At 46.7% G+C, this 26,424-nt stretch carries 23 protein-coding genes and 1 other RNA gene; 22 read left to right on the top strand and 2 right to left on the bottom strand.

Annotation, left to right across the window (positions count from 1 at the left end):
- Positions 1 to 74: 74 nt before the first annotated feature.
- The 7 genes from D081_RS07950 (at position 75) to D081_RS07920 (ending at position 5,294) form a co-directional block, all read left to right on the top strand.
- Positions 75 to 1,232: an alanine racemase gene (locus tag D081_RS07950; protein WP_198941972.1), complete on the top strand. Its 1,158-nt coding sequence runs from the start codon at positions 75 to 77 to the stop codon at positions 1,230 to 1,232.
- Between the two features lie 43 nt (positions 1,233 to 1,275).
- Complete coding sequence (locus tag D081_RS07945) at positions 1,276 to 2,094, top strand: carbon-nitrogen hydrolase family protein (protein ID WP_233127455.1); 819 nt, start codon at positions 1,276 to 1,278, stop codon at positions 2,092 to 2,094.
- A gap of 1 nt (position 2,095) precedes the next feature.
- Positions 2,096 to 2,482, top strand: coding sequence for a RidA family protein (locus D081_RS07940; protein WP_085023654.1), 387 nt, complete (start codon positions 2,096 to 2,098; stop codon positions 2,480 to 2,482).
- 14 nt (positions 2,483 to 2,496) lie between these two features.
- Positions 2,497 to 3,120, top strand: a complete 624-nt coding sequence (locus tag D081_RS07935) for a transcriptional regulator (protein ID WP_085023653.1) — start codon at positions 2,497 to 2,499, stop codon at positions 3,118 to 3,120.
- 37 nt (positions 3,121 to 3,157) lie between these two features.
- Positions 3,158 to 4,255 (top strand): threonine synthase, encoded by a 1,098-nt coding sequence (locus tag D081_RS07930; protein WP_085023652.1) that lies wholly within the window; start codon positions 3,158 to 3,160, stop codon positions 4,253 to 4,255.
- 157 nt (positions 4,256 to 4,412) lie between these two features.
- A complete protein-coding gene (locus D081_RS07925; RefSeq protein WP_085023651.1) occupies positions 4,413 to 4,829 on the top strand; it encodes a ferritin family protein in 417 nt (138 codons plus the stop codon).
- Positions 4,830 to 4,856: 27 nt separating this feature from the next.
- Positions 4,857 to 5,294, top strand: a complete 438-nt coding sequence (locus tag D081_RS07920) for a MarR family winged helix-turn-helix transcriptional regulator (protein ID WP_085023650.1) — start codon at positions 4,857 to 4,859, stop codon at positions 5,292 to 5,294.
- A gap of 135 nt (positions 5,295 to 5,429) precedes the next feature.
- Here the strand turns inward: D081_RS07920 and D081_RS07915 are convergent, their stop codons facing one another.
- A complete protein-coding gene (locus tag D081_RS07915; RefSeq protein ID WP_085023649.1) occupies positions 5,430 to 6,146 on the bottom strand; it encodes a hypothetical protein in 717 nt (238 codons plus the stop codon).
- A gap of 190 nt (positions 6,147 to 6,336) precedes the next feature.
- Here D081_RS07915 and D081_RS07910 point away from each other — a divergent pair, with 190 nt between their 5' ends.
- From D081_RS07910 to D081_RS07890, 5 genes are read left to right on the top strand one after another with little or no spacing between them, the layout of a single operon-like run.
- Positions 6,337 to 7,941 carry an anti-sigma factor antagonist gene (locus tag D081_RS07910; RefSeq protein WP_085023648.1) on the top strand — a complete coding sequence of 535 codons (1,605 nt, stop codon included), beginning with the start codon at positions 6,337 to 6,339 and terminating at the stop codon, positions 7,939 to 7,941.
- Positions 7,938 to 9,674, top strand: a complete 1,737-nt coding sequence (locus tag D081_RS07905) for an MATE family efflux transporter (RefSeq protein ID WP_085023647.1) — start codon at positions 7,938 to 7,940, stop codon at positions 9,672 to 9,674. Before D081_RS07910 ends, D081_RS07905 begins: the two co-directional genes overlap by 4 nt.
- A gap of 36 nt (positions 9,675 to 9,710) precedes the next feature.
- A complete protein-coding gene (locus D081_RS07900) occupies positions 9,711 to 12,800 on the top strand; it encodes an efflux RND transporter permease subunit (protein WP_085023646.1) in 3,090 nt (1,029 codons plus the stop codon).
- Positions 12,797 to 14,275, top strand: a complete 1,479-nt coding sequence (locus D081_RS07895; protein WP_085023645.1) for a DUF6056 family protein — start codon at positions 12,797 to 12,799, stop codon at positions 14,273 to 14,275. The genes D081_RS07900 and D081_RS07895 overlap by 4 nt, the downstream gene beginning before the upstream one ends.
- 1 nt (position 14,276) lies before the next feature.
- Entirely contained in the window at positions 14,277 to 15,779 is a 1,503-nt protein-coding gene (locus D081_RS07890) for a DUF6056 family protein (protein WP_085023644.1), read from the top strand.
- A 91-nt stretch (positions 15,780 to 15,870) separates the two neighbouring features.
- On the opposite strand, the gene D081_RS07885 is transcribed toward D081_RS07890, so the two are convergent.
- A complete protein-coding gene (locus D081_RS07885) occupies positions 15,871 to 16,317 on the bottom strand; it encodes an Lrp/AsnC family transcriptional regulator (protein ID WP_085023643.1) in 447 nt (148 codons plus the stop codon).
- A 269-nt stretch (positions 16,318 to 16,586) separates the two neighbouring features.
- On the opposite strand from D081_RS07885, the gene D081_RS07880 reads away from it, so the two are divergent.
- From D081_RS07880 to D081_RS07835, 10 genes are all read left to right on the top strand, one after another.
- The gene (locus tag D081_RS07880) at positions 16,587 to 17,144 is read left to right on the top strand and encodes a biotin transporter BioY (RefSeq protein ID WP_085023642.1); all 558 of its coding nucleotides are present in this window, start codon (positions 16,587 to 16,589) and stop codon (positions 17,142 to 17,144) included.
- Between the two features lie 219 nt (positions 17,145 to 17,363).
- Complete coding sequence (locus D081_RS07875; RefSeq protein WP_143272160.1) at positions 17,364 to 18,482, top strand: AMP-binding protein; 1,119 nt, start codon at positions 17,364 to 17,366, stop codon at positions 18,480 to 18,482.
- The gene (locus D081_RS07870; protein ID WP_085023640.1) at positions 18,479 to 19,039 is read left to right on the top strand and encodes a hypothetical protein; all 561 of its coding nucleotides are present in this window, start codon (positions 18,479 to 18,481) and stop codon (positions 19,037 to 19,039) included. Before D081_RS07875 ends, D081_RS07870 begins: the two co-directional genes overlap by 4 nt.
- Before the next feature lie 35 nt (positions 19,040 to 19,074).
- Entirely contained in the window at positions 19,075 to 20,226 is a 1,152-nt protein-coding gene (locus tag D081_RS07865; protein ID WP_085023639.1) for a thiolase family protein, read from the top strand.
- 438 nt (positions 20,227 to 20,664) lie between these two features.
- Positions 20,665 to 21,531: an aldo/keto reductase gene (locus tag D081_RS07860; protein ID WP_085023638.1), complete on the top strand. Its 867-nt coding sequence runs from the start codon at positions 20,665 to 20,667 to the stop codon at positions 21,529 to 21,531.
- A 61-nt stretch (positions 21,532 to 21,592) separates the two neighbouring features.
- Positions 21,593 to 22,522 (top strand): hypothetical protein, encoded by a 930-nt coding sequence (locus tag D081_RS07855; protein ID WP_085023637.1) that lies wholly within the window; start codon positions 21,593 to 21,595, stop codon positions 22,520 to 22,522.
- Positions 22,523 to 22,634: 112 nt separating this feature from the next.
- On the top strand, positions 22,635 to 22,982 hold the full coding sequence (locus tag D081_RS07850; protein WP_085023636.1) for an ASCH domain-containing protein: 348 nt from the start codon (positions 22,635 to 22,637) through the stop codon (positions 22,980 to 22,982).
- Between the two features lie 209 nt (positions 22,983 to 23,191).
- Positions 23,192 to 23,543: a transfer-messenger RNA gene (ssrA, locus tag D081_RS07845) on the top strand.
- A 247-nt stretch (positions 23,544 to 23,790) separates the two neighbouring features.
- A complete protein-coding gene (locus D081_RS07840; protein WP_085023635.1) occupies positions 23,791 to 24,549 on the top strand; it encodes a hypothetical protein in 759 nt (252 codons plus the stop codon).
- A 365-nt stretch (positions 24,550 to 24,914) separates the two neighbouring features.
- Complete coding sequence (locus D081_RS07835) at positions 24,915 to 26,279, top strand: FlxA-like family protein (protein ID WP_085023634.1); 1,365 nt, start codon at positions 24,915 to 24,917, stop codon at positions 26,277 to 26,279.
- Positions 26,280 to 26,424 lie beyond the last annotated feature (145 nt).

Raw genomic sequence — 26,424 nt, 5'->3', positions numbered from 1 at the left:
GAGGACTGTTTGTCCAGTATATTTTTATATAAAAAAATATATTTTGATTGACACCGTATAAAAAAATATATAAAATGATGGCAAATAAAATATTTGTAAGTTTTCATTTAGGAGGGCTGAACATGTTGTATAGAGATTTAGATACTCCCGCTTTGTTAATTGACAGGGAAAGACTGGAGAAAAATTTAGTGTATATGCAGTCCTATGCTGATAAAAATAAGGTTAACTTACGGCCTCATACAAAAACACACAAAATGCCGGAAATTGCCAAGATGCAGTTGAAAGCTGGTGCCTGTGGAATAGCGGTAGCCAAGGTAGGCGAGGCGGAGTGTATGGCTCAGCATGGCATAAAGGATATTTTTATAGCTAATGAGATAGTGGGTAAACCTAAATTGGACAGAATTGCCCAACTGGCCAGAAGTGGTGTGAAGATTTCCTTTGGTGTTGATTCCGTGTGCCATATTACGGCGGCAGAAGAAGTTTTTTCAGCTTACAATGTTTCAGTTCCGGTGCTTATTGAAATTGAAGTCGGAGAAAATCGCTCTGGAATTATCGAAGATAAGGATTTTATCAATCTGTTGGAAGAACTAAAAAAGTGTGAATTTGTGAAATTTGGTGGCATTTTTTCCCATGACGGTAACAGCTACGGTGCCGAAAATATTCATCAATTAAAAGAAATTGCCCAATATGCCCAGAAAAGGACAATTTATTTTGCAAATATGGCAAAAGAACATGGAATGATATGTGAAATCGTCAGCTATGGTGCTACACCTACTTTCATGAATGGAGTAGAAATTTTGGACGGAATTACCGAGCTTAGACCGGGTACATATTCCTTAATGGATGCTTCTCAGGGGAATGCAGTCGGTACTTTGGATAAATGTGCAGCCACTGTTCTTGCGACGGTTATAAGTAAACCCACCAGTGAACGGATAATTGTGGATGTGGGGGCCAAGGGGCTGACTATGCAGCGCAGAACAGTAGGAATTTGTGCAACTCCAGGCTTAGGAACCATATATGAATATCCAGAGGTACATATTGATAAGGTTTTTGATGAACATGGAATTATTAATAACCAAGGTTTTCATGATCAGATAGAAATAGGGGACAAGCTTCGTATAATACCAGTTCATATATGTCCTGTATGTAATCTGTATGAAAAAGCATATCTTATTTCCGGGGATAAGGTGGTAAATGAAATTGAAATTGCCTGTCGCGGAAAAATTGTGTAGAGGCAATTGAGTTGAAGTAAAAGGGAAAAGGAGGACGTGAAGGGTGAAGATATTACAGGCGCAAATGATGGTATCACCGAGTAAAGATGAGGCGATTAAGACACTGGAAGCAGCTTGTAAGCAGGCTGTTAAGGTGGGGGCAGATTTCTTGTCCTTGCCGGAAATGTTCTGCTGTCCCTATGAAACGGCTAATTTCCCTCTTTATGCCGAGGCGGAAGGAGGAAATGTCTGGAGTAAATGTGCTGCCCTGGCAAAAAAATACAGTATTTACATATCCGCTGGGTCGGTACCGGAGCAGGGAGAAGCTGGCGAAGTTTATAATACGGCTTATGTCTTTGACCGTCAGGGAAGGCAAATCGCCAAACACCGCAAAATGCATCTTTTTGATATAGATGTCAAGGGGGGACAATCCTTCAAGGAATCAGATACCTTAACTGCTGGTCGGGATGTAACTGTGTTTGATACAGAATTTGGACCTATGGGATTGTGTATATGCTATGATTTTCGCTTTCCGGAATTGGCCCGTTTAATGGTGCTAAAGGGGGCAAAGGTTATTTTTGCACCGGCAGCCTTTAATATGACTACTGGCCCGGCCCATTGGGAGCTGATGTACCGTTCCCAGGCCATGTTCAATCAATGCTTTGCCATCGGGACTGCCCCAGCCCGGGATTTAAATGCCACCTATCATTCCTGGGGACACAGCATTGCCGTTGGCCCTTGGGGAAATGTAATAGCCCAAATGGATGAAAAAGAGGGCTATCAGCTAATAGAGTTGGATTTATCTGAAACAGAGGCTATCAGGCAGCAACTGCCATTAATTAAGCATCGGCGGACTGACCTTTATGCTTTGGAGGTGAAATAGGATGAAAAGTATTACTATTGATTCCAAGCTGGAAAACAAGGGGCACTATGTGCCTGGCGTTATTTCCAATGGTATGCTGTATATATCGGGGCAGCTCCCTGTACATCACGAAACGGGGGCACCATTAGCTGACAATATAACCCAGCAGACCCTTGATGCACTTCATAATGTTGAGTTAGTGCTGCATGCCGCTGGCCTTAAAAAAGAAAATGTAATAATGTGTCATGTGTATATTCCCAATGTTGAGTATTGGGATGAGGTAAATGCTGCCTATGCCAAATTCTTTGGGACCCACAAGCCAGCCAGAGTAGTGGTGCCCAGCAGGGAATTGCATGGCGGTGCCTTGGTGGAAATTGAAGCGATGGCTGAAATTCCAAAGCTTAAGTAAAATGGGGGATAATAGTGAATCCAAAATTAAAGGCCTATATTCCGATGGCGGATATGTTGGCAGAAACATTTGGGGATGAGTGTGAAGTAGTGCTCCACGATATTGCGGATCCGGAGCATAGTGTAGTGTATGTGGCCAACGGAACAGTAACAGGCAGAAAAATAGGTCAGGGCTTTGAGCATTTTGTGAAAACGGCAATTACCCAAGGGGCTGAGGAAGATTTTGTTGCAAATGATTTTTTCCAAAAAAATGGCAGGCTCATCCGTACCTCTTCTGCGTTGATAAGGGATGACGATGGCAGGCTTATTGGAGCCCTGTGCATAAATCTGGATATGACACACACCCAGCAGCAGATAGCATATCTGCAAGGCTTTATGCCAAAGCCTAAGCCACCGGCAACTAAAAACGAAGGAAAGGGCAAAAGGGTGGAGGAAATGGTCATGGCCCTGGTAGACAATATTTTGGCTGGCTGTGATGTTACCGCTCTTAGCCGGGAGGAGCGAATCGAAAAAATCCGCTTTATGGATTCCAGGGGAATTTTCCAACTAAAAGGCAGCATTGACCAGGTGGCTGAACGCCTGGGCATCAACAGAGTCACTGTATACAGCTATTTGGATGAGGTTCGGGGAAAAAGATAAGTACAGTTTGGTGTAATTTTGAAGGGGGCAGTTACAAATGAAGTATGTTTGTGGAAAATGCGGTCATAGTGAAGAAGTTACCACCAAAAAGATGAAATGTGACTGTGGCGGTTTGTGGAAGCTGGATTATCAGCCGCCAAGGTTTGACTTGTCACAGGTGGATAAAAACACCTGGAGTCTGTTTCGGTATAGAAAATTCATGGCACTGACTGATGATACCTGGAAAAAAGTCACCTTAGGGGAAGGCATGACCCCAATCATTCCTTTTGATGAGCATACCTATTTTAAGATGGACTATTTCATGCCGACTTTGTCCTTCAAGGATAGAGGCGCAGCAGTTTTGGTGGCCTTTTTGAAATCCCAGGGTGTAAAAAAGGTGGTGCAGGACAGCAGCGGCAACGCCGGCAACAGTGTGGCAGCATATTGTGGACGGGTTGGTATAGAGTGTGAGATTTTCGTGCCGGAAGGGACTTCCGACAAGAAAATTAATATGATTGAAGCCCATGGTGCGAAGGCTACAGTGGTGCCGGGCAATCGGGATCACTGCGCTGATGTTTGCCGGGCCAAGGTGGAGCAGGAGGGTGTATGCTACGCCAACCACGTATATAATCCATTCTTTTACGAGGGCACAAAAACTTATATTTATGAAACCTATGAGCAGCTGGGCAAAATTCCTGATCACATCTTTGTTCCTCTGGGAAATGGAACCCTGTTCATTGGCATTATGAAGGGGCTGGAGGAGCTGTTGGCCAGCGGGGCCATAGCAAAGATGCCTCAGGTGGTTATAGTTCAAAGTGAGGTATGCCAGCCTTTTGTAAAGGCCATGGAGAAAAAGCTGGCTGATGTGGAAATAGAGCCGGTGGAAAGAACGCTGGCAGAGGGTATTGCCATTGGTGTACCAATGCGCAGCGAGGAAATTTTGGAGTATATATACAAGTATGATGTACAGGGTATAACAATTCCAGAGGACATGATCCTGCCGGCCAGGATGAAAATATCCAGACAGGGCATTTACTGCGAGCATACCACGGCTGCTGTTTATGCGGGCTATGAGCATTATTGTGAAAAATATGGAAAGCCTCAGGAGGCATTGCTGTCCATGTGCGGGGCAGGTTTAAAATCTGATCATAGCTGATATCACGGAAACAGGCGTCAAATATGGCGTCTGTTTATTTTTGGAAAGACAAATTGCACAAAATTAAATTTCACACTTGACTTTTATTTGAGGTTGAATTATTATAAATGCATCAAATTAATTGTACACAATTTAATTTAGGTAAGGAGAGTTATATATGAGCATTTTCGGAAAGACTAAAGGCACTGCCATGGAAGAGGTAGTGGAGTATATGGCCAAGGCTGAGAGCGACGGAGCAATGGTGTATCAGTTCCTGTCCCGCATGGCCAGAGAGCAGGGTTTGCCAGAAGTGGCCAAGAAGTTTTATAATATTGCTATGCAGGAGTCCATTCACTCCGGCTTTTTCTCAGCCTTGAACGGCAAGTATGACCAGAATTTCTGGCCAATGGTGGCAGAAATCCAGAAGCTGGAGGCCTCTGCTGACGAGAAGATGCCTGAGATGATCGAGGGCCTGCGCAAGCTCGGTATACCAGAGGCTGCTGATGAGCTGGAGGTATTTATGGGCCAGGAGATGAATCACGGCAAGGTATTGGCTGAGCTTCTCAAGGAGCATGCCCCAGAGCTTTGCAAGTAAAAAATATTAAATCCAAGGAGATACCCCATGGCAGATTATGAACAGTTAAAATTAAGCAACCAGCTTTGTTTTCCTTTGTATGTGTGTTCAAAGGAGGTAGTGCGCAGGTACAAGCCATTTCTGGATGAGCTGGATTTGACCTATACCCAATACATTACCATGATGGCCATGTGGGAGCACCGGCAGCTTACCGCCAAGGAGCTGGGGGATATTCTCTATCTGGACTCCGGAACCCTGACACCGGTGCTGAAAACCCTGGAAAAGAAGGGCTTTGTGGCCCGTCAGCGATCCCAGGATGACGAGCGCAGCCTTGTGGTGACCCTTACCGATGAGGGGTGGCAGCTACAGGACAAAGCGGCTTCGGTTCCAGAAAAAATGGGCCAGTGCATAGATATGGAGCTGGAGGATTTGCAGATCATGCACCGTCTGCTTCATAAGTTTATGGACACCTTTATAAAAAAATAACTGTATTTCAGGATGGATCAGAGAAAATCTCTGGTCCTTTTTATTTGCGGATGAGGCAAAGTATTTTGCTTCATAGAAATTTTTACATAAAAAAAAGAAGCCGCTGTGCCAGGCGGCTTCCTTGATGAAACGGGCCTATATAGCCCGTTTGTAGTTTTCCAGCTGGAAGATTCCCGTAGGTAATGGCAGATTGTCGTAGGTACGCTTGATGGTGGAATAGAGAGCGGCTTTCCGCTCAGCATTGGTTTCAGGCTTGCGCCATTCCTCATAGAGCTTATGGGTAAACTGGTTGGCTTCCATGGTTTCCCGGGAATGAATCTGTATTTCAAAGGTCTGGCCCGATGGGCTCAGAACATTAAGGTGAACCGCCTTGTAACGGCCCTGCTGGTTCAGATATTTGTTGTCGATTTCGTACAGAGTGTACCCCTTATCCTCAAGGAGCAACACGGTTTCACGGGCCTTGCCGGCCATTTCGTCGTGGTCAACCAGCTCGGTATAGCGGAGAAGGTCACCGAATTCGGCCACATAGGCGTAATCCTGCTTTGGCTCTTCCCCGGCCAGCAGTGCATCATTGGTGAGACGGTCAATTTTTTTCTTGATGCTGGAGGCTGTCTTGATGGAATTTTCCAAACCCACCATGGTGGTGCCCAGCTTATGGGCTATATCCAGCATGTCAATGGTGATGTAGGGTTCCTTGGCTATGGCCATATTGTAAATCATCTGAGCCTGAAGCTGGCATCCGGCCAAAACATTGTCCTGGGCTGCAGCGCTGCCGGAAACTAGGACTGCATCATCAGTAATGCAGCATGGCAGTGATAAATTGCTGTTGTTGGAATACATCAATTTCTTCATCTTGTTTTCCTTTCTATCAAATAGCAGATAGCAGATGAATTTCTTTTCTCGTTTATTACATACGAACAGCAAAAGGATGTATTACAAAAAAATTTCACATAGGAAAATGTGGGAAAAATTTGTAAAATTACGTTATAATTAAAAAATAACTGTTGTTAGGTAAGAAATGACGTAAAGAGGGTAAGATAATATGAAGCTGGATATTAATATAAACAGAAATGATGCCAATAATGACGTGATGGTGGCAAGGCTGGTGGGGCGGCTGGATGCCAATACATCTCCGGAATTTAATGGTAAGCTGGAGTCCTTGACCCGTGATTTTGCTGAAATCCAGGTTGATTTATCCCAGCTGGAGTATATGTCATCGGCGGGGCTGCGTGCCATCCTTTTGGCCAAAAAGTGGGCGGACCGGGAAAATATTAAATTCAAGGTGGTAAATCCAAAGGAAGAGGTGGACGAGGTCTTTTCCATGACTGGCTTCAACCGGTTTGTGGATATTGTTCACATTGGTCAGGAGGATGAGGAGGGGGAACTCCAGGACAGCCTGGGAGGATTTTATCCGCTCCGTCCGATCCAGCGCTGGATGATGGACACCCATTTCCAGAAGGCCAATTCTACCATGATGAACGAAGGCGGTCTGGCCAAGTTGGATGATTCCATTGATATGGAGCGTTTGGCAGGGGCTATCAATGATACCCTGGCGGCCCATGATATTTTCCGTTGCCGTATATTGTTCCATCCGGAAACCGGCGAAATATCCCAACGCTTTGACGGAACCCTGTCCAAGGTACGGATTGAGTCCCTGTCGGAAGCGGAGTTTGAAAAGCGCAAGCTGGAGCTGAAGAAGCCATATCAGATTATAGACAGACCATTGTTCCGTATTTATTTGATAATCACCCCGTCGGGGAAATATCTCTATGTGGATTTCTATCATGTGATAATGGACGGTGTGGCCACGGCATTGCTGTTTTTCCGTGAATTGGACAACCGCTATCTGGGAAAACCGGTAAAGCAGCCTCCATATAGCTATGCGGAGTATATAAAAGAGGAATGTGCCAAACCGAAGAATGAGGCCGGGGCAGCCTATTGGCACAAAATGCTGACGGATTTTGATGAAAGTAAACATCTTCCTCCAAGTGATAAAAATGAGGGGTCCTGGAATTTTAATGCTCATTTTGCTACACTGCAGAACATTAAAAAGAACTTTTTAAAGGAAACAAAATGTCCTGAGCATATATTTTTGCTGGGAGCCATGATGCTGGCCATTGCCAAGTCCACCGGCAGCCGCAATGCCATCATGAGCTATGTCCATAACGGGCGCACCACCAGGGCGGAAATGCGGCTGATGGGGCTGATGCTTATCCAGATACCGGTAAGATATGATTTTGACAAGGATATAAGTGTCGGCTATTTCCTTGAGGATCTGGAGCGACTGGTAGCGGAGGGCTTCCAGTATCGTGACTGCCTGGAAACTGTGTATAATGAGGGGCTGGAGGATGAATGTGCCACCTTTATTTTGCAGAAGGGCAATATAATGGGCAATGTCAGCGGTGAATTCCCACTTTGCGGCACTGTGGCCATAATCCAGGATTTGCCGCAAAACAAAGCCTCGGCGGTGGAAAATTCACTGGACATCCATGTGGTGTGCGAGGATGACGGCTCCTACCGCTTGAAGCTGGAATATGACGCCAGCCGTTATTCTGAGGGAATGATGGAGCGCTTTGCCACATTGGTGGATGAAATGATCAAGGGCCTGCAGGAAAAGGATAAATCGGTGCTGGAGCTGTTATCATGAGCCTTCTCTCAATATTGCGGAAGAAAACGGTTATTTCTACCAGATTTCGTTCAGTGTTCGTGTCAGCCATGGTGGCCATGACCCTGTCCTATATCCTTATGCTGTCGGATAACATCGTAGCCGGACAGTTTATTGATGATGATGCAGTGGCGGCCATGTCCTTGGTCTTTCCACTGCTGACCATATTGTTCTTTGTGAGCTATCTCATTGCAGATGGTCTGGGAATGATGGCGGCCTATGCCCAGGGGCAGGAGGACAGGGAGAAGGTCAACCGCCTATTTAGCCAGGGCATAATGCTGTCCGTAGGCCTGGGGCTGGTGCTGAGTCTGCTGTTAAGTATTTTTCGGGAGCAGCTGCTGTCCTTTTGGGAGATTTCACCGGCTTATATGGCCTATGCCAGAGGCTATTATGACGGGCTGAAATGGCTGCCTCCTGTGGTGTTCTTAAATATTTTGTTCTACACCTTTCTCATACAGGAGGGGGAGGAGCAGGTCTGCGTCAGGGCCTCATCCATTGCCTTTGTGGCCAATATTATATCGGATATCATTCTGTGCAAGGCTTTGGGAACCATTGGCATCGGCTTGGGAACTGTAGCCGGGACCACCATATCCTGTGTGGTGCAGTGTGCTTTTTTATTTTCCGAAAAGAGCCAGCTTGAATTTGTCTGGTACTGTAATTTTCGGGAAATTGTAAGGAGCTTTGCCTACAGCTTTTACCACTCTGCGGATACCCTGTATTTGTCCATGCTTCCTTTGGTATTTTCCTCGTATGTTATCGCCCATTGGGGTGAGAGCCATATCATTGTTGTAACTGTTATTACCAATGTACTGGTATTGGCCATAGCCCTGTATACCGGCGTGGTGGACTGTCTGCAGCCCATGGTGTGCCAGTATCATTCCGAGGGCAGCTATTCCAGTGTCAGCAAGACCATGGAGCTGGGTATAGCCTGTACAGTTATCATGAGCCTGCTTGTGGCCATTGGGGTGGGCGTATTTGCCTTCCTGTTGCCGCTGCTCTTTGGCGTGGATGAGGATTATCTTATTGCGGAGATAGTTGCTTCCTTGCGCTGCGTCCTGATTTTCCTGGTATTTCTGGGGCCGACCCTGATTTACAGCAATTATTATATATACATCGAGGAACGCAATTATGGCCTTATCCTCAAAACCATGCTGCTGCTTGTATTTCCAATCTTGGGAATGCTCCTGGGAACTGACTGGGGCATGGAAGGTATGTGGCTGGGAGTAGGTGCAGGATATTTGCTGGCCTTTTTATTTAATCTGCTGATCACAAGGCTATGGCCCGGACGGGGGAATATCCTCCTGCTGAACAGGGACAAAATGGCAAGGCAGTATTCCTATGATATAAATGCCGTTATGGAAGAGGTTATGAATTTATCCTATTCAGTACGTGATGAATTAAAGGCCTGGGGACTGCCCAAATCAAAGATATTGCGGCTCAGCCTTCTGGTGGAGGAAGTGGGGCTGAATGCCGTGGAAAGGGCTCAGAATAAGCCGGTTCAGCTGGAGTTTTCCTTTTTGCTGGAGGACGCCGCAAATCAAACGGTTAAGCTGATTGCCCGGGATAATGGGAAGCCCTATGATGTTCTTTCTGTAGTTAACGAGGGGCAATACTCTTTTAGGGATTATTTTATTGATTCAGTAACCAAGGATTTCTATAGACGCAAGTATTTGTCAGCCGGGGATGAAAACAAGCTGGTATTTGAAATGAATTAGTCAGTCTTTAGTCTTGGAAGTAATGGGGGAAAAGCATTGGCACAATATTTTATCAGGCACCCTCTGCAGGCGGTAGTAGGGGCTATTTTGCTGACACTGTTGGGTATATTGGCGGTCATCAGGCTGCCGATAGAGGAATACCCGAACATGAACCAGCCCACGGTTAGTGTTTCCACTTCATATCCGGGGGCTGATTCCCAGGTGCTGCAGGATACAGTGGCCAAAATTATCGAAAATGAAATAAGGGGAATCGAAGGCATTGATTCACTGAGCTCCTTTTCCGATTCATCGGGAAGCTATCAGCTGAACGTGACCTTTGATTATGGTATCAATGGTGATATTGCCACCGTCAATGTGCAGAACCGTTTGCAGGCTATTCTTCCACAACTGCCACAGGCGGTTCAGTCCGAGGGAATACAGGTGACCCGCAATACCAGGGATACCATCTTTGTTATGGCCTTATGCTCCCCTAATGGCACCTATGACAGCGTGTATTTGCAGAATTACGCCAAGTCCTATTTCCTTGACCGTATCAAGAGGGTTTCCGGTGTCGGCGGTGTGGATGAGTACACTGAGGATTATGCCATGCGGATATGGCTGCAGCCTGACAAAATGGCTGCAAGGGGAATTACTGTCAGTGATGTTTCCAACGCCATTGAGGAGCAGAATGTCCGGCCCGCAGTGGGCTCTTTGGGCAAGCTCCCGACAACGGATGTTCAGGAAAAGCAGTTAATCGGCCGGGTAATGAACACCAAGAAGACCCCCGCTGATTTTGAAAAAATAATTTTGCAGTCAGAAAACGGCGCCACCACCAGACTGAGGGATGTGGCCCGTATCAGTGAGGGGGTAAGGGATACCCGTTATTTATCCTATGTGGATGGCCAGCCCGCTGCCGCTTATGGTATCACTCTGGCGGATAATGCCAATGCACTGGAGACCATAAACAAGGTACGGGATATATTGGAGGAGGCTGAAGGAGCCTTTCCGCCTGACATGGAATGCAGGATAGTGGTGGACCGCACCAAATATATTTCTGAATCCATGCAGGAGGTTTCCTATACCTTTTTTGAGGCCCTGCTTCTGGTAATGGTAATCATGTTCCTGTTTTTGCAGAACCGTGGTGCCACCATTATTTCCATTATCGCCATACCGGTGTCGTTGATAGCCACCTTTATCGCCTTTAAGCTGCTGGGCTTTACCCTGAATCTTCTCACTCTCTTTGCCCTTATTCTGGCCATCGGCCTTGTGGTGGATGACGCTATAGTGGTGGTGGAAAGTGTAATGCAGGAGCGGGAGAGAGGCATTCTGGATATCAAGGAAGCCACCAGGGCGGCCATGGGTGTGGTTCAGAAGCCTGTTGTGGCCATTGCCTTTGTATTGTTGGCTGTATTTTTGCCGGTAGCCTTTTTTGACGGCATGACAGGCATTTTGTATCGTCAGTTTGCCCTGACCATAGCCGTGTCCATGGGAATATCTGCCGTTGTGGCATTATCTCTCACACCGGCTCTCTGTGTGCTTATACTGCCAATTTGGAATGATAAGGTAGAAAACAGTAAAATACTGGCGGGATTCCAAAATTATTTCAGAAGCTGCCAGCAAAAATATTTAAAGGTTCTGGGCTGGTGCATCAGACGTACCAGAACAATATTGGTGGGTCTGGCAATTATGACCGTGGGCATCATATTGTGCTATCGGTTATTGCCTACGGAGTATATTCCGGGGGAGGACCAGGGGTATTTCATGGTAGGACTTAATCTTACTGAGGGTACCTCCATGAACCGCACGGCTGATGCCATTAACAGGCTGACGGAGAATATGCTGCAATATGAGGCCATCGAGAATATTGTGGGCATTGCCGGCTCCGATCTGCTAAGTGATACCACCAAGCCAAATGCGGGCATAATGTTCGTGGCACTGAAGGACTGGAGCGAACGTAAGGATTTGGGCATTGCACCAGATGATATTGTGGATGCTGCCAACGAAGCTATTGAAAAGGCAGTGCCGGAGGCCCACGGGCTGGTGGCGGCCCCGTTCCTGTCGAGGGATATATCCATGCAGATTATGGATGTCAGCGGCCATACAGATGAGGAGCTTAACGATTTGGCTACGGCCCTTTATCTGGAGGCCCAGAAGCATGAGGAGCTGGATGAGGTGGAAATCGGTTTTTCCATCAATACCCCTTATGCTGATTTTACTGTAAATGAGGATCTGGCCAAGGAATTAAAGGTGAATATAAGTGACATCTACACCACCATGGAAGCCATGTTTGGTGGGGAGGAGGTCAATGATTTCACCCGCTATGGCCAAGTATATAAGACTGTTATCCAGGCTGACCGTGGCTATCGGGAAACCGAGGAGGATCTGCGCTATCTGTTTGTCCGCAGCGAGGACGGGGAAATGGTGCCAATAAGCAGTCTGGTCCATTCCTCCAAGGGCGTGGGCCCGGGCTATATCAGCCGCTACAACGGTGTACGGAGCATACAGGTCAATGTAACCGCTGCCGACGGCTACTCCTCCGGAGAGGCTATGGATGCTTTGGAGGAAGCGGCGGGCAAGGTAATCGGAACTGGCTTCCGTATGGCCTGGTCCAAGGACAGCCTGCAGGAAAAAAAGGCTCAGCGTGAGGTTATTTATATTCTGGCACTGGGTATTCTGTTTGTGTTCCTTTGTCTGGTGGCTCTTTACGAGTCCTGGAGCCTGCCAGTGGCGGTGCTGCTGTCTGTACCGCTGGGAATCGGCGGCACCCTGCTGGGGGTAGCCGTGGCTGATAAGCCTATCAGCATTTTTGTTCAGATTGGTATTCTCCTGATAGTAGGTCTGACGGTTAAAAATGCGATTTTAATAGTGGAATACGCCAAATTGCGGGTGGATAATGGCATGGCCCCTCTGCGGGCGGTGATGACTGCTGCCAAATTGCGTTTCAGGCCAATTATAATGACATCCTTTGCCTTCGTGGTGGGCTGTCTGCCGCTGGCCTTTGCTGACGGTGCGGGCAGTGTATCCCGCTGCAGCATGGGTGTGGCTGTGGTAGGCGGCATGACCGTGGGCACAATTTTGGGTGTATTTGTTATTCCATTGCTGTTTATTATGATCAGCAGAGTATATAAGGGTACGGCTCAAGGATGAATTGGATTGCTAAAACGTGGGAAAAAATACCTTGGCAGGTTATATTGCTTATTGTGGGCATAATATTTTTCTGGCGCAATAACCTTATGCCCATGGTGGGGGATGACTATTCCTATGCCTTTATATGGGACCCGGAGCACGGTGGCAATCTTATGGATGATATAGGCCCACGGCAGAAGATTGCAAGCATAGGTGATGTTTTTGCCTCTCAATGGACCCATTATTTTACATGGGGCGGGCGCACCTTCTCCATGCTGATAATTCAGTTTTTTGCCTGGCAGGACATGGCTTGCTTCGATATGGCCAACACTGCTGCCTGTCTGCTGCTGATGACGATTGTCTATTGGCTGGCCATGGGAAAAATTGTGTCCCCTGCCAAGGCCAAGGGCTGTTTTCTGTGGGTTATTTTGTGTATTCACTTTGGGGTATTTGATTACATTACCACCATGGTATGGATGACAGGGGCCTGCGTTTATCTGTGGACGGGCCTTTGGGAGTGTGCCTTTTTGCTGCCCTACGCACTGGCCTACAGAAACGGGGATTTTGGGCGGCAATGGCCTAAATGGTCCATACTGGTCATGGCTCTTTTGGGCCTTGTGGCCGGCTGGTCAGAGGAAGGGGGCAGTCTGGTTACACTGACCCTGGTGGGGCTGGCATTGTTCTTTTTCTACCGTCAGGAGGGGCACCTTAAGCACTGGATGGTGGCGGGGGCAGCGGGAGCCGTTATAGGCTGTTTGCTGCTGATGCTGGCACCGGGCTCCATTATGCGTGAAAAATTCATGCTGCAGTACGAGCCGGAATACGTATTGGCAGCGGAAAAGCTCTTTACCTCGGAAATGTTTTACAGAAACTTCACCGAGGGGTTCCTGCCGATTTTTGTTTGGGAGTCTTTTTTGCTTCTCCCTCTGATAATATATTTTATGAAAGTGCAAAAGACCCGTGAGGTGAAGCATTATATTATGGCCTTTGCGGGGGCCGGCATGGAAATACTGTGCCTGATGATGTTTGCCCCCGAATTTAAGGTGCATACGGGCTTTCATTCCACCATGTTTCTGACAGTGGCTTCCACGGCGGCCCTTAAGGAATGCGTACCATTCCTAAGGGAAAAATGCCGGCTGTCTGCAGTGTGGCGCAATTCACTTTGGGGCCTGGGAATGGTCACCTTTGTATATGTGGTGCTATCACTGATGGGGGCGCTATACGTGGAAACCTCCAATGCCCGTCAGTGGGAGAGACGCATGGAGTATATAGAGCAGCACCGCAACGATGATGAAATTGTGGTTCCTGCCCTATATATACAGGATGATTTGGATGAATGGCTTGGGCCACGGTCCATGACCATATACCACCTGATTTACGGGGCGGATTTGGAATACAAGCCCAAGGATAACCGCTCCAATATGTTTGCCCAGTTTTATGGCTTAAAAAGCATTCGTATCGACAAGGAAAATGATTGGAAAAAGGTAGGAGAATAATATGGCAAAACACAACGAAGGACGGATTGAGCAAAATACAGCTGTATTGCCCTCCTGGCTGTCCTGGCAGGCCATTTTGCTGGTGGTGACCCTGGTCTTTTTTGTGCGGAATATGATTCTTCCTCTGGTATCTGATGATATACCCTATGCTTTTATATGGGATGGGGCAGACCGGGGAAATCTTCTGGACGGAGTAGGGGAACGGGTGCGGATAACGTCATTTTATGATATTGTGGTCAGCCAGTGGTCCCATTACTTCACCTGGGGCGGCAGAATATTGGGAATCGGCCTTACCCAGTTTTTCGCCTGGCAGGGCAAGCTGCCCTTCAACATTTTGAATACTGTTGTTTTTGTGGCACTTATATTTTTAATGTTCCGCCTGGGAACCGGCGAAATTCTGAAGAGCATGAACAAGACCTATATGATATGGCTGGTGGTGGCCGCCTGGTTTTTCCTGCCGGACCCGTTCTTGACCATATTATGGATGTGCGGCAGCTGCGTTTATCTCTGGATGGCCCTGCTGGAATGCTTGTTTTTACTGCCTTATTGCCTCAAATACTGGCACAGTGATTTTTGGGAAGCTCCCCCAAAATGGAGTATTCCCGTGATGGCTGTAAGTGGTCTGGCCGCCGGCTGGTCCGTGGAAACAGGGGCGGCAGCCGTAGCCTTTATTACCTTTTTTGCCTTGATATACTTCTGGCGGCAGAAGCAGCTGGAGGCTTGGATGGTGGTAGGGTTTATTTTCCTCTGCATAGGAACCCTTATGCTGACCCAGGCACCGGGAGAAATGCATCGTTTGGCTTTGCAGCGGGAATTTGAATATAATCCTGCCCTGCCACCGGAAATGTATTGGACTTCCTTGATGTTTTACATCAATTTCGATGAATGTTTTTGGCCGGTGACAAAATTCTGGCTGCCTTTATTGGTGCCGGTGGTGCTGTACATTTATAACCTTCCGGCTGGTCAGCGGCTGAACAGGGTAACCATGTTTCAGGGGGTATTTTTTGCCGCAGCACTGGTGGTTATGATAATCATGATGTTTGTGCCCATGGCCTCGGCCCGGGCTGGCTTTTTCCCTACAGTTTGCCTGATTATTCTTTCATTGACGGCATTGAGGGAATTAATGCCGGAGCTGGAGCATTTTGCAAAGAACCACGTGGGATTTTGCCGGGGTGCCTTTGGACTGGTGGCGGCTGTTTGGCTGGTGGTTTCGGGCATCCTTATCCATGTGGAATGGAGCGTCTATGAACAGTGGACCGACCGCATAGACTACATTAACGCCCGTGCCAATCAGGAGCTGGTGGTGGTGCATCAGATAGATGTGCCGCCGATTGCTGATGAACTGGGAGAGTGGTGCGAGAGTGCCATGACCTGGAATACGGGTATTCTGGCCTGGGGCGCTGATCTGGAGCCCCGTCTTGAAGGAAGCCATAATATTATGTACGCCCAGTATTATGGGTGGAATAAGGTCATAACAGACGGAGAAGACAGGCGCCAGCCATAAAAGGAAAAATTAATCAGACAAATTTAAAAACTGTGGACAGACCCATAAAGGGCATATCCACAGTTTTTTGTTTGCGATTTTAATTAAGTTGTCAGTCAAGGACAACGGATGGTCTGTCAACAATGGAGGACAGCACCACGATAGTCTGGGTTTTGGTAACACCAGCCTGCTCCTTGATACGGGTAAGGAGACCTTCCAATGTCTGGGTGTTATGAGTAATAATCTTCAGGCAATAGTCGAAATCACCGGTAATGTAGAAGCATTCCTTGATGTCAGGCTCGTTTACAACGAATTTCTTGAAATCGTCGGCCTTGGAAGGATTATCAAAGCCCAAATTTACCAAGGCAGTGAGATTCTTGTCCATTAATTCTGGGTTGAGAATCGCAGTGTACTGCTTAATAACACCGGAAGCCTCCAGCTTCTTCAGACGCTCGCTGATAGCCGGCATGGAAAGGGAAATCTCGGAGCTCAGCACGGAAATAGTTACACGGGCATTCTCCTGCAGGCGCTTTAAAATTTGCTTATCGATTTTATCCATTTTTATTAATCACCACCATTTCGATGATATTATAAAGTATATATGGAAAAATGTAAATGGAAATATTGGTTTTTAGCTTAAATTATAATTATTAGAAAAGAAATTCGTTAAACAATTTCAAGAATCGGTAAATGATGGATACACGAAACCATAATAGGTTAACTTTAATGTCAACCATCAGTAAACTTTTGGTTGACGAATGGTTGACAGGGGGTTATACTTGTATTCGTAATAAAGCTCTTGGAGCAAGAAAGGTAAGTGTTGACAAGATGAGTCAGAGTGTTGCAGTTCAGCAGAATATTTCCGTTAAGGTCTTGGCCAAGATGGCCATGTGTCTGGCGGTGGTCAGTGTGTCATCATACATAGCATTTCCGCTTCCCTTTACACCGGCTATGGTGGTGGCCACCACTGCAGCAACCTGCCTGACGGCCTTTGTGCTGACGCCGAAGCAGACATTCATGACCTTGTCAGCTTATCTTATTCTGGGAGGGCTGGCAGGGCTGCCTATATTGCCAGGCGGTACGGGCGGCCTGGGGCGGCTTCTTGGTCCCACAGGAGGCTTCTATTTTGCCTGGGTGCTGGCCTTTACGGCGGTTTCTTATTTCAAGGGCTCCCGTCCTGATTTAAAGCGTTACATTGCCGTAGCCATTATCGTAAGTATTCCTATTGTTTATATTGGTGGACTGATTTCCATGATGTTAGTCCTAAATATAGGATTTAAGGCCGCTTTTATGCAGGCAGTACTTCCTTTTATCCCGGGAGATGTAGTAAAATGTATCTTAGCAGCATTTATTGGGGTTAGAGTAAATAGTGCTCTGGGGGAGTGAATAGCGTTAAGATGCTAAACTATTACGATTTACTTGTCGGGCAGTGCAGCAGAATACCGGATAAAATGATGCTGGACTGCGATGGGGAAAGTTTTTCTTATGCTTCTCTTTTAAGGCTTGTGGATGAACTGGCTGCCAGTGCGTCCGAAAAGGGGATCAAGCCGTATAAACCAATACTGATAATTGCAGAGGGTCCTGTCTATCAAGTCGGGGCCTTTTTTGGCATTGGAGAAGCTGGGGGCCATTCCTGTTCTGATGCATCAGGATTGTTCCTCCGACGTGGTGGAAGCCATAATGCAGGAAAACAACATTTACGGCATGTGGCAGGTAGGAACCATGCAAAACAATTTCCTTCTGCTGGATGAAGGGGTGACGGACCATTACCCTTGTGATGTCATGGGGGCACTGAGCTCCGGAACCACGGGGGTGGCCAAGGTAATGTACCGCACCTACGAAAGCTGGGCGGGATTTTTTCAGGAGCAGAACAAGGTGTTTGGTGTGGATGCCGACACTGTTATGTTCCTTCACGGAAGCATGAGCTTTACCGGCAATCTTAATATGTTCCTGTCGGTGATGGCTGCCGGGGGCTCCGTGGTGACCTGCCGACGCATCAGCGGAAATTACTGGAATATGCTTATAGTCCGTAATTTTGTCACCCATGTGTACATGGTGCCGGCCAAGCTCCAGATTTTGGGGGTTGCGGCCAAGGGAGAAAGCCCTTATGTGAAGCAGATAATTGCAGGGTCCCAGATTTTAAGCCTCAAGACCCAGCGGGCTCTCCGCAGGACCTTTACCGGGGCGGATATAATTCTTTACTACGGCTCCAGTGAGCTCAGCTATATTTCCTACAAGCATCTGGAGATAGATGATGAGAACACAATGAATCTGGGCAAGCCCTTTGAGGGCATCCGGGTGAAGTCCGTAGACGGTGTTTTGGTGGTTGATACCCCATTTCATGTCAGCGGGGTTCAGGTGCCGTATTGCTGCGATGATACAGGCTATATAAATGATGATGGGGATATCATTTTTACAGGCCGTAAGACAGACTGGATAAACAAGGGCGGCTACAAAATCAGCTGCTTTAAGCTGGAGCAGCAAATCAGAAATATGGACAACGTCAGAGATGTGGCCGTGCTGCCCTTTGCGGATGAAACCAGGGGCCAGGATATTGCGGCCTTTGTGGTTACGGAGGGGCCTGCGGATTCCAAGCAGTTCCGCCATGATGTTGGTGAATATGTAGATGAAAGGGAGCGTCCAAAGAAGCTGGTCTTTTTGGAAATGCTTCCATTAAATGATAGAGGCAAGGTCAACAAGGAGGCCTTGAAGGAGTTGCTATGAATCGAGAATTAGCAGTAATTGCAGGCCGCTTAAGAGGCGGAGATTATGATGGTGTAATGATTATCAAGAATTTGTGGCAGAAGGAAAGCCCGGATACCTACAAGGGTGACACCTACGAGCCGGAAATGCTGAAATCCACCAAGCGTATGCTGTTGTGTCAGGCCCGTTCCGGTATGGAGAGCCTTACCACAACCATGCTGCTGACCCCAAAGGAGGCGGCAGCCAAGGCGGAGCTCACCGCTCCCGAGCTTACAGGGGATAATGCCGTAAATTCTGAGGGCTGCTGGCATGTATTTACCCGCCAGGAGACTTTGGATTTTGTTATTGCCGTAGGAGATACCAATCAGATTCACCGTACTGAGATTCCTGTGGTGCCTGGTATCTTCATTATGGAGAGAATTTTGGAGACCCTGCCGCAGAATGTGGTGAAGTTTGAGGTTTCCTACAGAAATGCCGTGTTTGCAGGGGAACCACTGTGGCTGGACGTTGAGGGCAACAAGGTGGTTCTCAGGGGCAATGGCAAGGAATATATCAATGGTACCTTTGAGGTAGAGTAATATAGAGCTAAGTAGAGTATATAAGAGGCTGCTTCGTGGAAAAGGTGTACGTATTGTGGGGGCGGCGGACCCCCATTGTAACCAAAAACAATAAATTCAAGTTTATCCCGGCGGAAAAGCTGGGAGCCTTTGTGGTGCAGGCTATTATGGAAAAATTGGGGCCGGGTATATTGCCGGACGGCGTTATTGCAGGAAATGCAGTGGGGACCGGGGGCAATATTGCCCGGCTCATGTGTCTTACAGCGGGTCTGCCTGAGGAAGTGCCGGCCTTTACCGTGGATATGCAGTGTGCCTCCGGGGCAGCGGCTATTGCCATGGGCTATGCCCAGATAGCCAGCGGCAACGGGGATATGTATATCTGTGGCGGTATGGAAAGCTCCTCTTTGCAGCCGGTGCGGATTTATAATGCCCGGGACGAGCGCTACAGCCATACTCCTCAGGGGGATGGCCGTTATATGACGGCTCAGTTCTCTCCGGGGAAAATAGCGGAGGACGCCATGCTGCGGGGGGCTGAGGCCACCATGGAGGCTGAGAAGGTCACCAAGGAAGAACTGGATTTTTGGACCCTGCGTTCCCATCAGCTGGCAACGGAGTGTGCCCAGAAGGAGCTGCTGAAGGAGCAGATCGTGCCGGTGGAGGGTATCACACAGGATGATGGTATCCGTTCCAAAATGAACCAGCGTTTTCTGGGGCGTCTCCCGAGGATTTTGGGAGAAGGCTCCCTCCTTACGGCTGGAAATTCCTGCCTTATCAATGATGGGGCGGCCTTTGTGGTGCTGGTATCTGGAAAATGGCTTCAGGATCATCCGGAATTTTCCCCGCAGGCGGAAATATTGGGGACCTGTGCTGCGGGAGGAAGCCCAGTGGAGAGCCCCCGGGGTGCCATGCTGACGGCTGACAAGCTGCTGGCCCGTCATGATTTTACCTACGGTGACATGGCTGCCATCGAATTTAATGAGGCCTTTGCGGTAATAGATGTGCTTTTCCAGCGAAAGTATCCGGACCTTATCGACCGCTATAACATGCTGGGCGGAGCCTTGGCCTATGGCCATCCTTATGGGGCCTCCGGTGGCATTATCATGATTCATCTTCTGCGGGCCTTGGAGCTTCGCCATGGGTCTTTGGGTATATTGTCCATTGCCGGGGCCGGTGGCATGGGGCAGAGCATTCTTGTAAAGAAATGCTAATATACTGACAATACATAGATATATTTTGAGACAATAAAAAAGGTCAAGCCCTTCGTAGCCAAGGGTTTGACCTTTTAGCATGTATGTCTTAATTACTTAATGAAAGCATAAACGCCAGCCAGAGTGATAGCCTTGAGAATGCCGTCTGCAATAATTGCCATATCCATGTTGTTTTCGCCTCCTGAACAGTCATAACCTCAGTAATATCAACGGTTTACTGGGTTTCTTCAACTTACAGTGCATATTATACTGCTTGTTTCGAAAACACGAAAGGGACTATAGTCCTATAATGGGCTATACCTCCATAGAACTTTAATATATGTTTTCTAACAATTTTGTTATATTTCATTTGAGCAAAATTTCACACGCATTTTAATCTATATCTAAAAGAAAAATACCAGTATCTGCGTTATAATAACGGTAATGGAGGTTATGGCTATGAATAAGCAAGTTACATTAAAGAATGGCTCTATTTTACCCCCTATTGGTCTCGGCACCTGGATGATCGGTGATGAGCCTGCCAAGGAAAAGCAGGAAATTGAAGCAATACTCACTGGCCTCCGGTCTGGAATGGGCCTCATTGATACGGCGGAAATGTATGGTGATGGCCGCTCGGAAATATTGGTAGGCAAGGCTCTTGACCAGTATTTCAAGGAAGGGAAACGGGAGGACGTATTTGTGGTGTCCAAGGTGCTTCCGTGGAACGCCGGCAGGAAGGATATGCGCAACTCCTGCGTGAAAAGTCTGGAGCGGCTGGGGCTGGATTATCTGGATATGTATCTTTATCACTGGATTGGCAATGTTCCCATGGAAGAAGTGGTGGAAGGACTGAATGCCCTGCAGGATGAGGGCCTTATCCGCAGCTGGGGCGTTTCGAATTTTGACACCAAGGACATGGAGAAGCTGCTGAAGATTCCAGGGGGAGAGAAGTGCCAGGTAAATCAGGTGCTTTATCATCTGGGGTCAAGAGGTATAGAGTTCAATCTTATTGATTATATGAATGGGCATGGTATTGTGCTTATGTCATATTGTCCGTTGGCCCAGGGGGGGCGGCTCAGCAGGGGACTTCGTGAAAATCCTGTGGTTTGCGACATCGCAAAGGCCCATGGGGTTACCCCGTCTCAGGTGCTGCTGGCGTGGAATATCCGCAACGGCCATACGATAGCTATACCAAAGAGCTCCTCGGCCACTCATATAAAGGAAAATGTCCAGTCAGCTGAGCTTGAGCTGACTGCGGCTGAGCTGAAGGCCCTGGATGGAGAATATCCGCCACCGGCCTTTAAGGTGCCATTGGATACAGAGTAAGCAATACCTAAATAATAAAGGTAACCTAATAATTTAAACAAAAGTTGAAAGGATGATTTCTATGAAATTAAAAAATAAGCTTTTGGCAGCAGGTGTGGCTTGTGCGTTGATGCTTGGTACTCCGGGTTTTACGGATTCCACAGTTTATGCTGAGGAAATACAGTCGGCAGCGGTTATGGAGGTGGATGCCAGAACCCAGCTGATAGATTCTCTGGCCAGCCTTAGGGATATGGATAATGGTACCTTGGCCTTCAAGATTGATTTCAACTCTCCGATTTTTGGCGGGGATATGACCGGAACCTGCGATTTTGTTTCCAAGCCTGTTTTTGTTTCCAAGGGCAGTAGTGAGGTTGTAATGAAGGTGGCCGATGTTCCTAATGGGGCTGTCAAATACAATTTCTATTGCCGGGAAACTGCCAAGAACGTTGAGTTTTATTCCCAGAACCAAAATGGCAGCTGGGATAAATACGTTTATGGCAAGGTCGATGACAAGGCCATGGAAGCAGCTCTCCAGAAAAGCCTTACTGTAGATATGCCTGATGTGGTAAAGAGTGTCAGCTATGGTCCCCGTGAGGGCGCCGAGCAGAGCTATATTGTTACCCTGGATGGCCAGAAGGTGAAGGATTATGTAATGAAGATATATAATCTGGACAATGTGAAAAAGGGCGGCAAGGAGTCTGACAAAAAGCTTCTGGAGGACATCCTGAGCAATATGGGGGACATTGAGAGCACCATCATCATTGATGAGGTTCAGCACCAGTTCAGCAGCCTCCATGCAGATCTCACTCCTCAGGTGCGGGCAGCTGCCAAGGCGGTTTTCAAGGACATGAAGGAGGACAGCGGCATGATGGCCATTATTGATGCCAGCACCATAGAGATAAACTTTGCCGCATCCAATTACGGCTCCGTGAATAATGTTGTTATTCCTGATGATGTGCTGAACAATGCCGTACAAAAGGAAATTCCTAAGGTTTCCGAGCAGAAAAAATAATCTTTACACTTTTCTTTATTACAACACAAAAATGTGTTAAACTGTTTCTATGTTAGGTCTGTGTAGACTCTGACGAAACTTGTGTCAATTTTAATATTAGGAGTGATAAGTTATGATGTCATTAAATTTTCAGGCTGAAAAGCATGCGAAAATGCTGGAGGCCCGTACCAAGCGCTGTACCGTTCGTCTGGGTGATGTGAGCGATCAGTTCCCGGAAAATTCCATCGTCTGGATTACCGTTGGCAAGAAGTTCACTCCTAAAAAGAAGCTGTATTCTGCCTTCCTTGACAAGGTTCGGGTAAAGACCATGGCGAATCTGACCTCAGAGGATTTGGGTCAGCAGAACCCTGAGATTAACTCCCGTGAGGAGCTGGTGGCTGACTTTGAGCAGATTTACCAGAAGCGCATCACCATGGATGATACCGTAACGGTTATTTATTTCACGGAAGTGCTGGACTGACCCCACGCTAACGGTTGCTAAAGCCCTTTTTGCAAGGTGTGGACTAAGCATCCGTAGAGCTCTGGATTTATTCGACTAAATTCAGTGAAAGAATAATCTTTCCACTGAATAAGTCTCATTTTACTTGACTTATTGTGGATTATTGTTATAATAGAGAACACTAATTCATATATCAGAAATCTCTAACAACCTGAGATTGCCCTTTACAGGGGGATGTAAAGGTTTCGACGGGGGTGGCTGGAGTATGGATAGCGAGCCGGGGGGTCACCTAGCCCCGTTAGTAAGGTGAAAACGCTTTAAATATAAAAGCAAACGAAAACTACGCTTTAGCAGCTTAATGCTAACCTCTGTCTGCTTATCTCCCGCGTGAGCGGATAAGAGGCCAATAGCGGGATACCCAAAGGGCTGACTCCTGGAGGCCTGAGGGGAAATTTCTCCAGGATCGGAGGGACGGCGGTTGTCTGTGTCTGCCCAGCTCTTAAATTTAAACATTGACTGCGCTCGGAGAAGTCTATATAACAACGCTTTCGGACAGGAGTTCGATTCTCCTCATCTCCACCATCAATTAAGACGAAAATGAGATTTTCGTCTGTAATAAAGAAGACCAGAACCGTCTAGAGTGGTTCTGGTCTTTTTGTGTGTCAATAAGCTTTTTTCTTGGCTGCTGGTCTATTAGGAATTATTTAATAAAACTATCTGCCTAAAATATCGATAAATTGTTGAGGAGTATCGTGTTCGTTTTCAATGAAGAGCAGTTTTTGAAGCTAGATGTAAGGATACAAGGAAGAAAACCAAGGAGGGAACAACCATGGGAGAAAATGGTATCAGTTTTGGCGGTAGACCTTTAGGTAGCCTCACAGGTATTCGGCAGCAGGCCAAAGATGTAGGCAATCGTGTGAAGCAAGAAAGCGATGCACGCAAGGCAGAGCAAGAACCGACAGGTCTGATAAAAAATCAGGACGGCGATATGGTGGAAATATCATCATTGTCCCAAGTCGGTTCGGCTGTCTCAGAGGCTCATCTGCAAAATACAATGGCTACTAGTAAAAGTACAAATTTTGGAAGTGTTGATGAGCTGACAAAATATTTACGTGAAAATTTCAATGTAGTCAATGGTGGCATGACCAGTATTTCCAGTAAATATTTAAAGAAATGCCTGACGGATAGTGACAGTTGCGAACGACTCTTTGACATATTGCGAGCAGCGGATGAGTCATATAACAGCCATAAGGATGAAGTGGGCTTTCAGGGTATGAGAATTATTGTTGATGAAAATGGTGAAGTGACGGCAGAATCATCGAAAACCACGGTTTCCGTTAATGAAGGAAAACGTAGTCGTCAGATTGCGGCAGCTGCTACTCAAAAGGATATGCAGGCTATAATAGCTCTGTTAGAACAGGATTTGCAGGAAGTTGAAAATGGGTATAAGCAGAATATGTGTGATGCGGCTGAAGTAGAAAAGGTGAAAAGACTTCTGGCAGATGCCAAGCAGCGGATGGGCAGTTTACCAGATCGTGAACCAACCCAGGAAGAACAGAGCATAATGACAATTAATATGCTGATTTAGACGGTTTCAATCAATACTTGAAACGATTGGCTAGGAACAGGAAATGTAAAAAAAGCCCTATTCGGTAGGCAGATGATGTCAACTGAACAGGGCTTTTCCTGTATTGAGAGTGTAAAATTAAGTGTGTAAGTTACCGGTAACTAAACTTACGCACTTTCTTTTTATTTGGATGTTTAGAACCATTATATTTTTCCTCTATAATTTTAGTAAAAATCGTTTATCTTTATAAATTTATCTGTAAAACTCAAATTTTAATTTATAAAATTATATTTTTATGACGATATTATTTAGAAAAGTATTTAGGAACTGGTATAGGCATTTTGCGTTAAATGTCTATATCAGATATGCAAGGAGGGAAAAAGTAAATGTTTGTAGGAGTTGATATTTACCTGCCTGGCTATCATACTGATAGCAAAATGCCATTATACTCGGTAACGAGAGATGAACGTGCCCTGCGTAGCATGTCGACACAAGATCATGCCAATGCACCGGCTTATGAGGTGGAATTTAGCAAGCGCTATAAAACATTGCATGAGGCCGAAGCAGCCCGCACTGCGTTATATCAAAATTCATCTCTATTCAAGGCAGATATTGTACAGGAACACATGAAGCAGGATTATGACTCACTGCGGGCCCTTAATGTATATGCCGGGGTAAACCGCAAAACGGACCCTTGCGTTGATGATGTAGATGATGGTTATATAAAGGACGTTTGGGCAGATTTCGCCAATGATGAAACCTACAAGAGAATGGCGGCCCAGGGTGGTACAAAAAGCCAGAATGATGTAGATGAATTACTGGCGGCAGCAGAGTCCTACCACTGGCAAAATAGCTACAAGAACGCAGGAATATACGACCAAAGTATGTTTGATTTTGCGGATAAAATCAGACAGAACACGGGAGTAGCCATCGTGACCAATGGTTCCGAGGGCAACATCACAAAAGCATTGGACGGCTTATTGTTCAGAGTAGACGATTACACCTTCCAGACCATGGCCCAACATCAGGACCACATGGATATTTGGGAAAATATCGTAAATGGCACCTACGAAAGCTATGCGGAAATCACCAAGAATATCATGGACACTAACGATGAAAGTCTAATCGAGGACTGGAAAATCGCCTGCCAGTGGCGTAAAGGAAGTTTCTCCCAGGAACTGAAAAGCACGGTGTATAACAAGTATGCGGCAGTAACCCTTGATATGTATGAGGACTTCGATACCACCAAGAAAGGTGCCACTGCCAAGGACTTCTGGACTGAAGTTAACTACAACACCCATATCACCGAGTCCTATTCCAGCAGACGAGATTATTCAGACTATCTGTACCACGGCTTTGGTGCTGTGCATACCCACACTTCCAGCAGCATTTACTTTGGGCTACATCAAACGGGCAATGTTCCTTATTACATGGTAGAAAGCGATAATGGGGATTTATACAACCCGACAACCGGCAAGCTCTTTATGACCAAAGCACAGCAAGAGGAAGAATTTATCAAGCATAATCCGGCCTCACCACAAACACCTACTGATGTGCAGATAGAAATGCTGCAAAACAAAATCAAGGAAACCCGGAAAAAATTATCTTCATTGCAGAATGTTGCAGAATTAAGCGACAGCCAGAAACGGCAGGCTGCAACCTACAGGCGGATGATAGAAAGCTATCAAAATCAGATACAAACCTTGCAAGGCACAAAGCTTGAATATGACAAGGCGCACGTTTTGGGATAAATAATCCACGGTAATAAGTATTGGGGCTGACTGTCATTTTGATGGTCAGCCCCATTTATGTTTCTAATATGGATTTTTCTTTGTGCTATCTTGTAGAAGTATTTTCTCCGAGTCCCAAACAAATATAAGAAAAAATTACACACTT

Source organism: Anaerovibrio sp. JC8, from assembly GCF_002100115.1.
GTDB lineage: Bacteria > Bacillota > Negativicutes > Selenomonadales > Selenomonadaceae > Anaerovibrio.
This window is presented reverse-complemented; position numbering and strand designations above follow the sequence as displayed.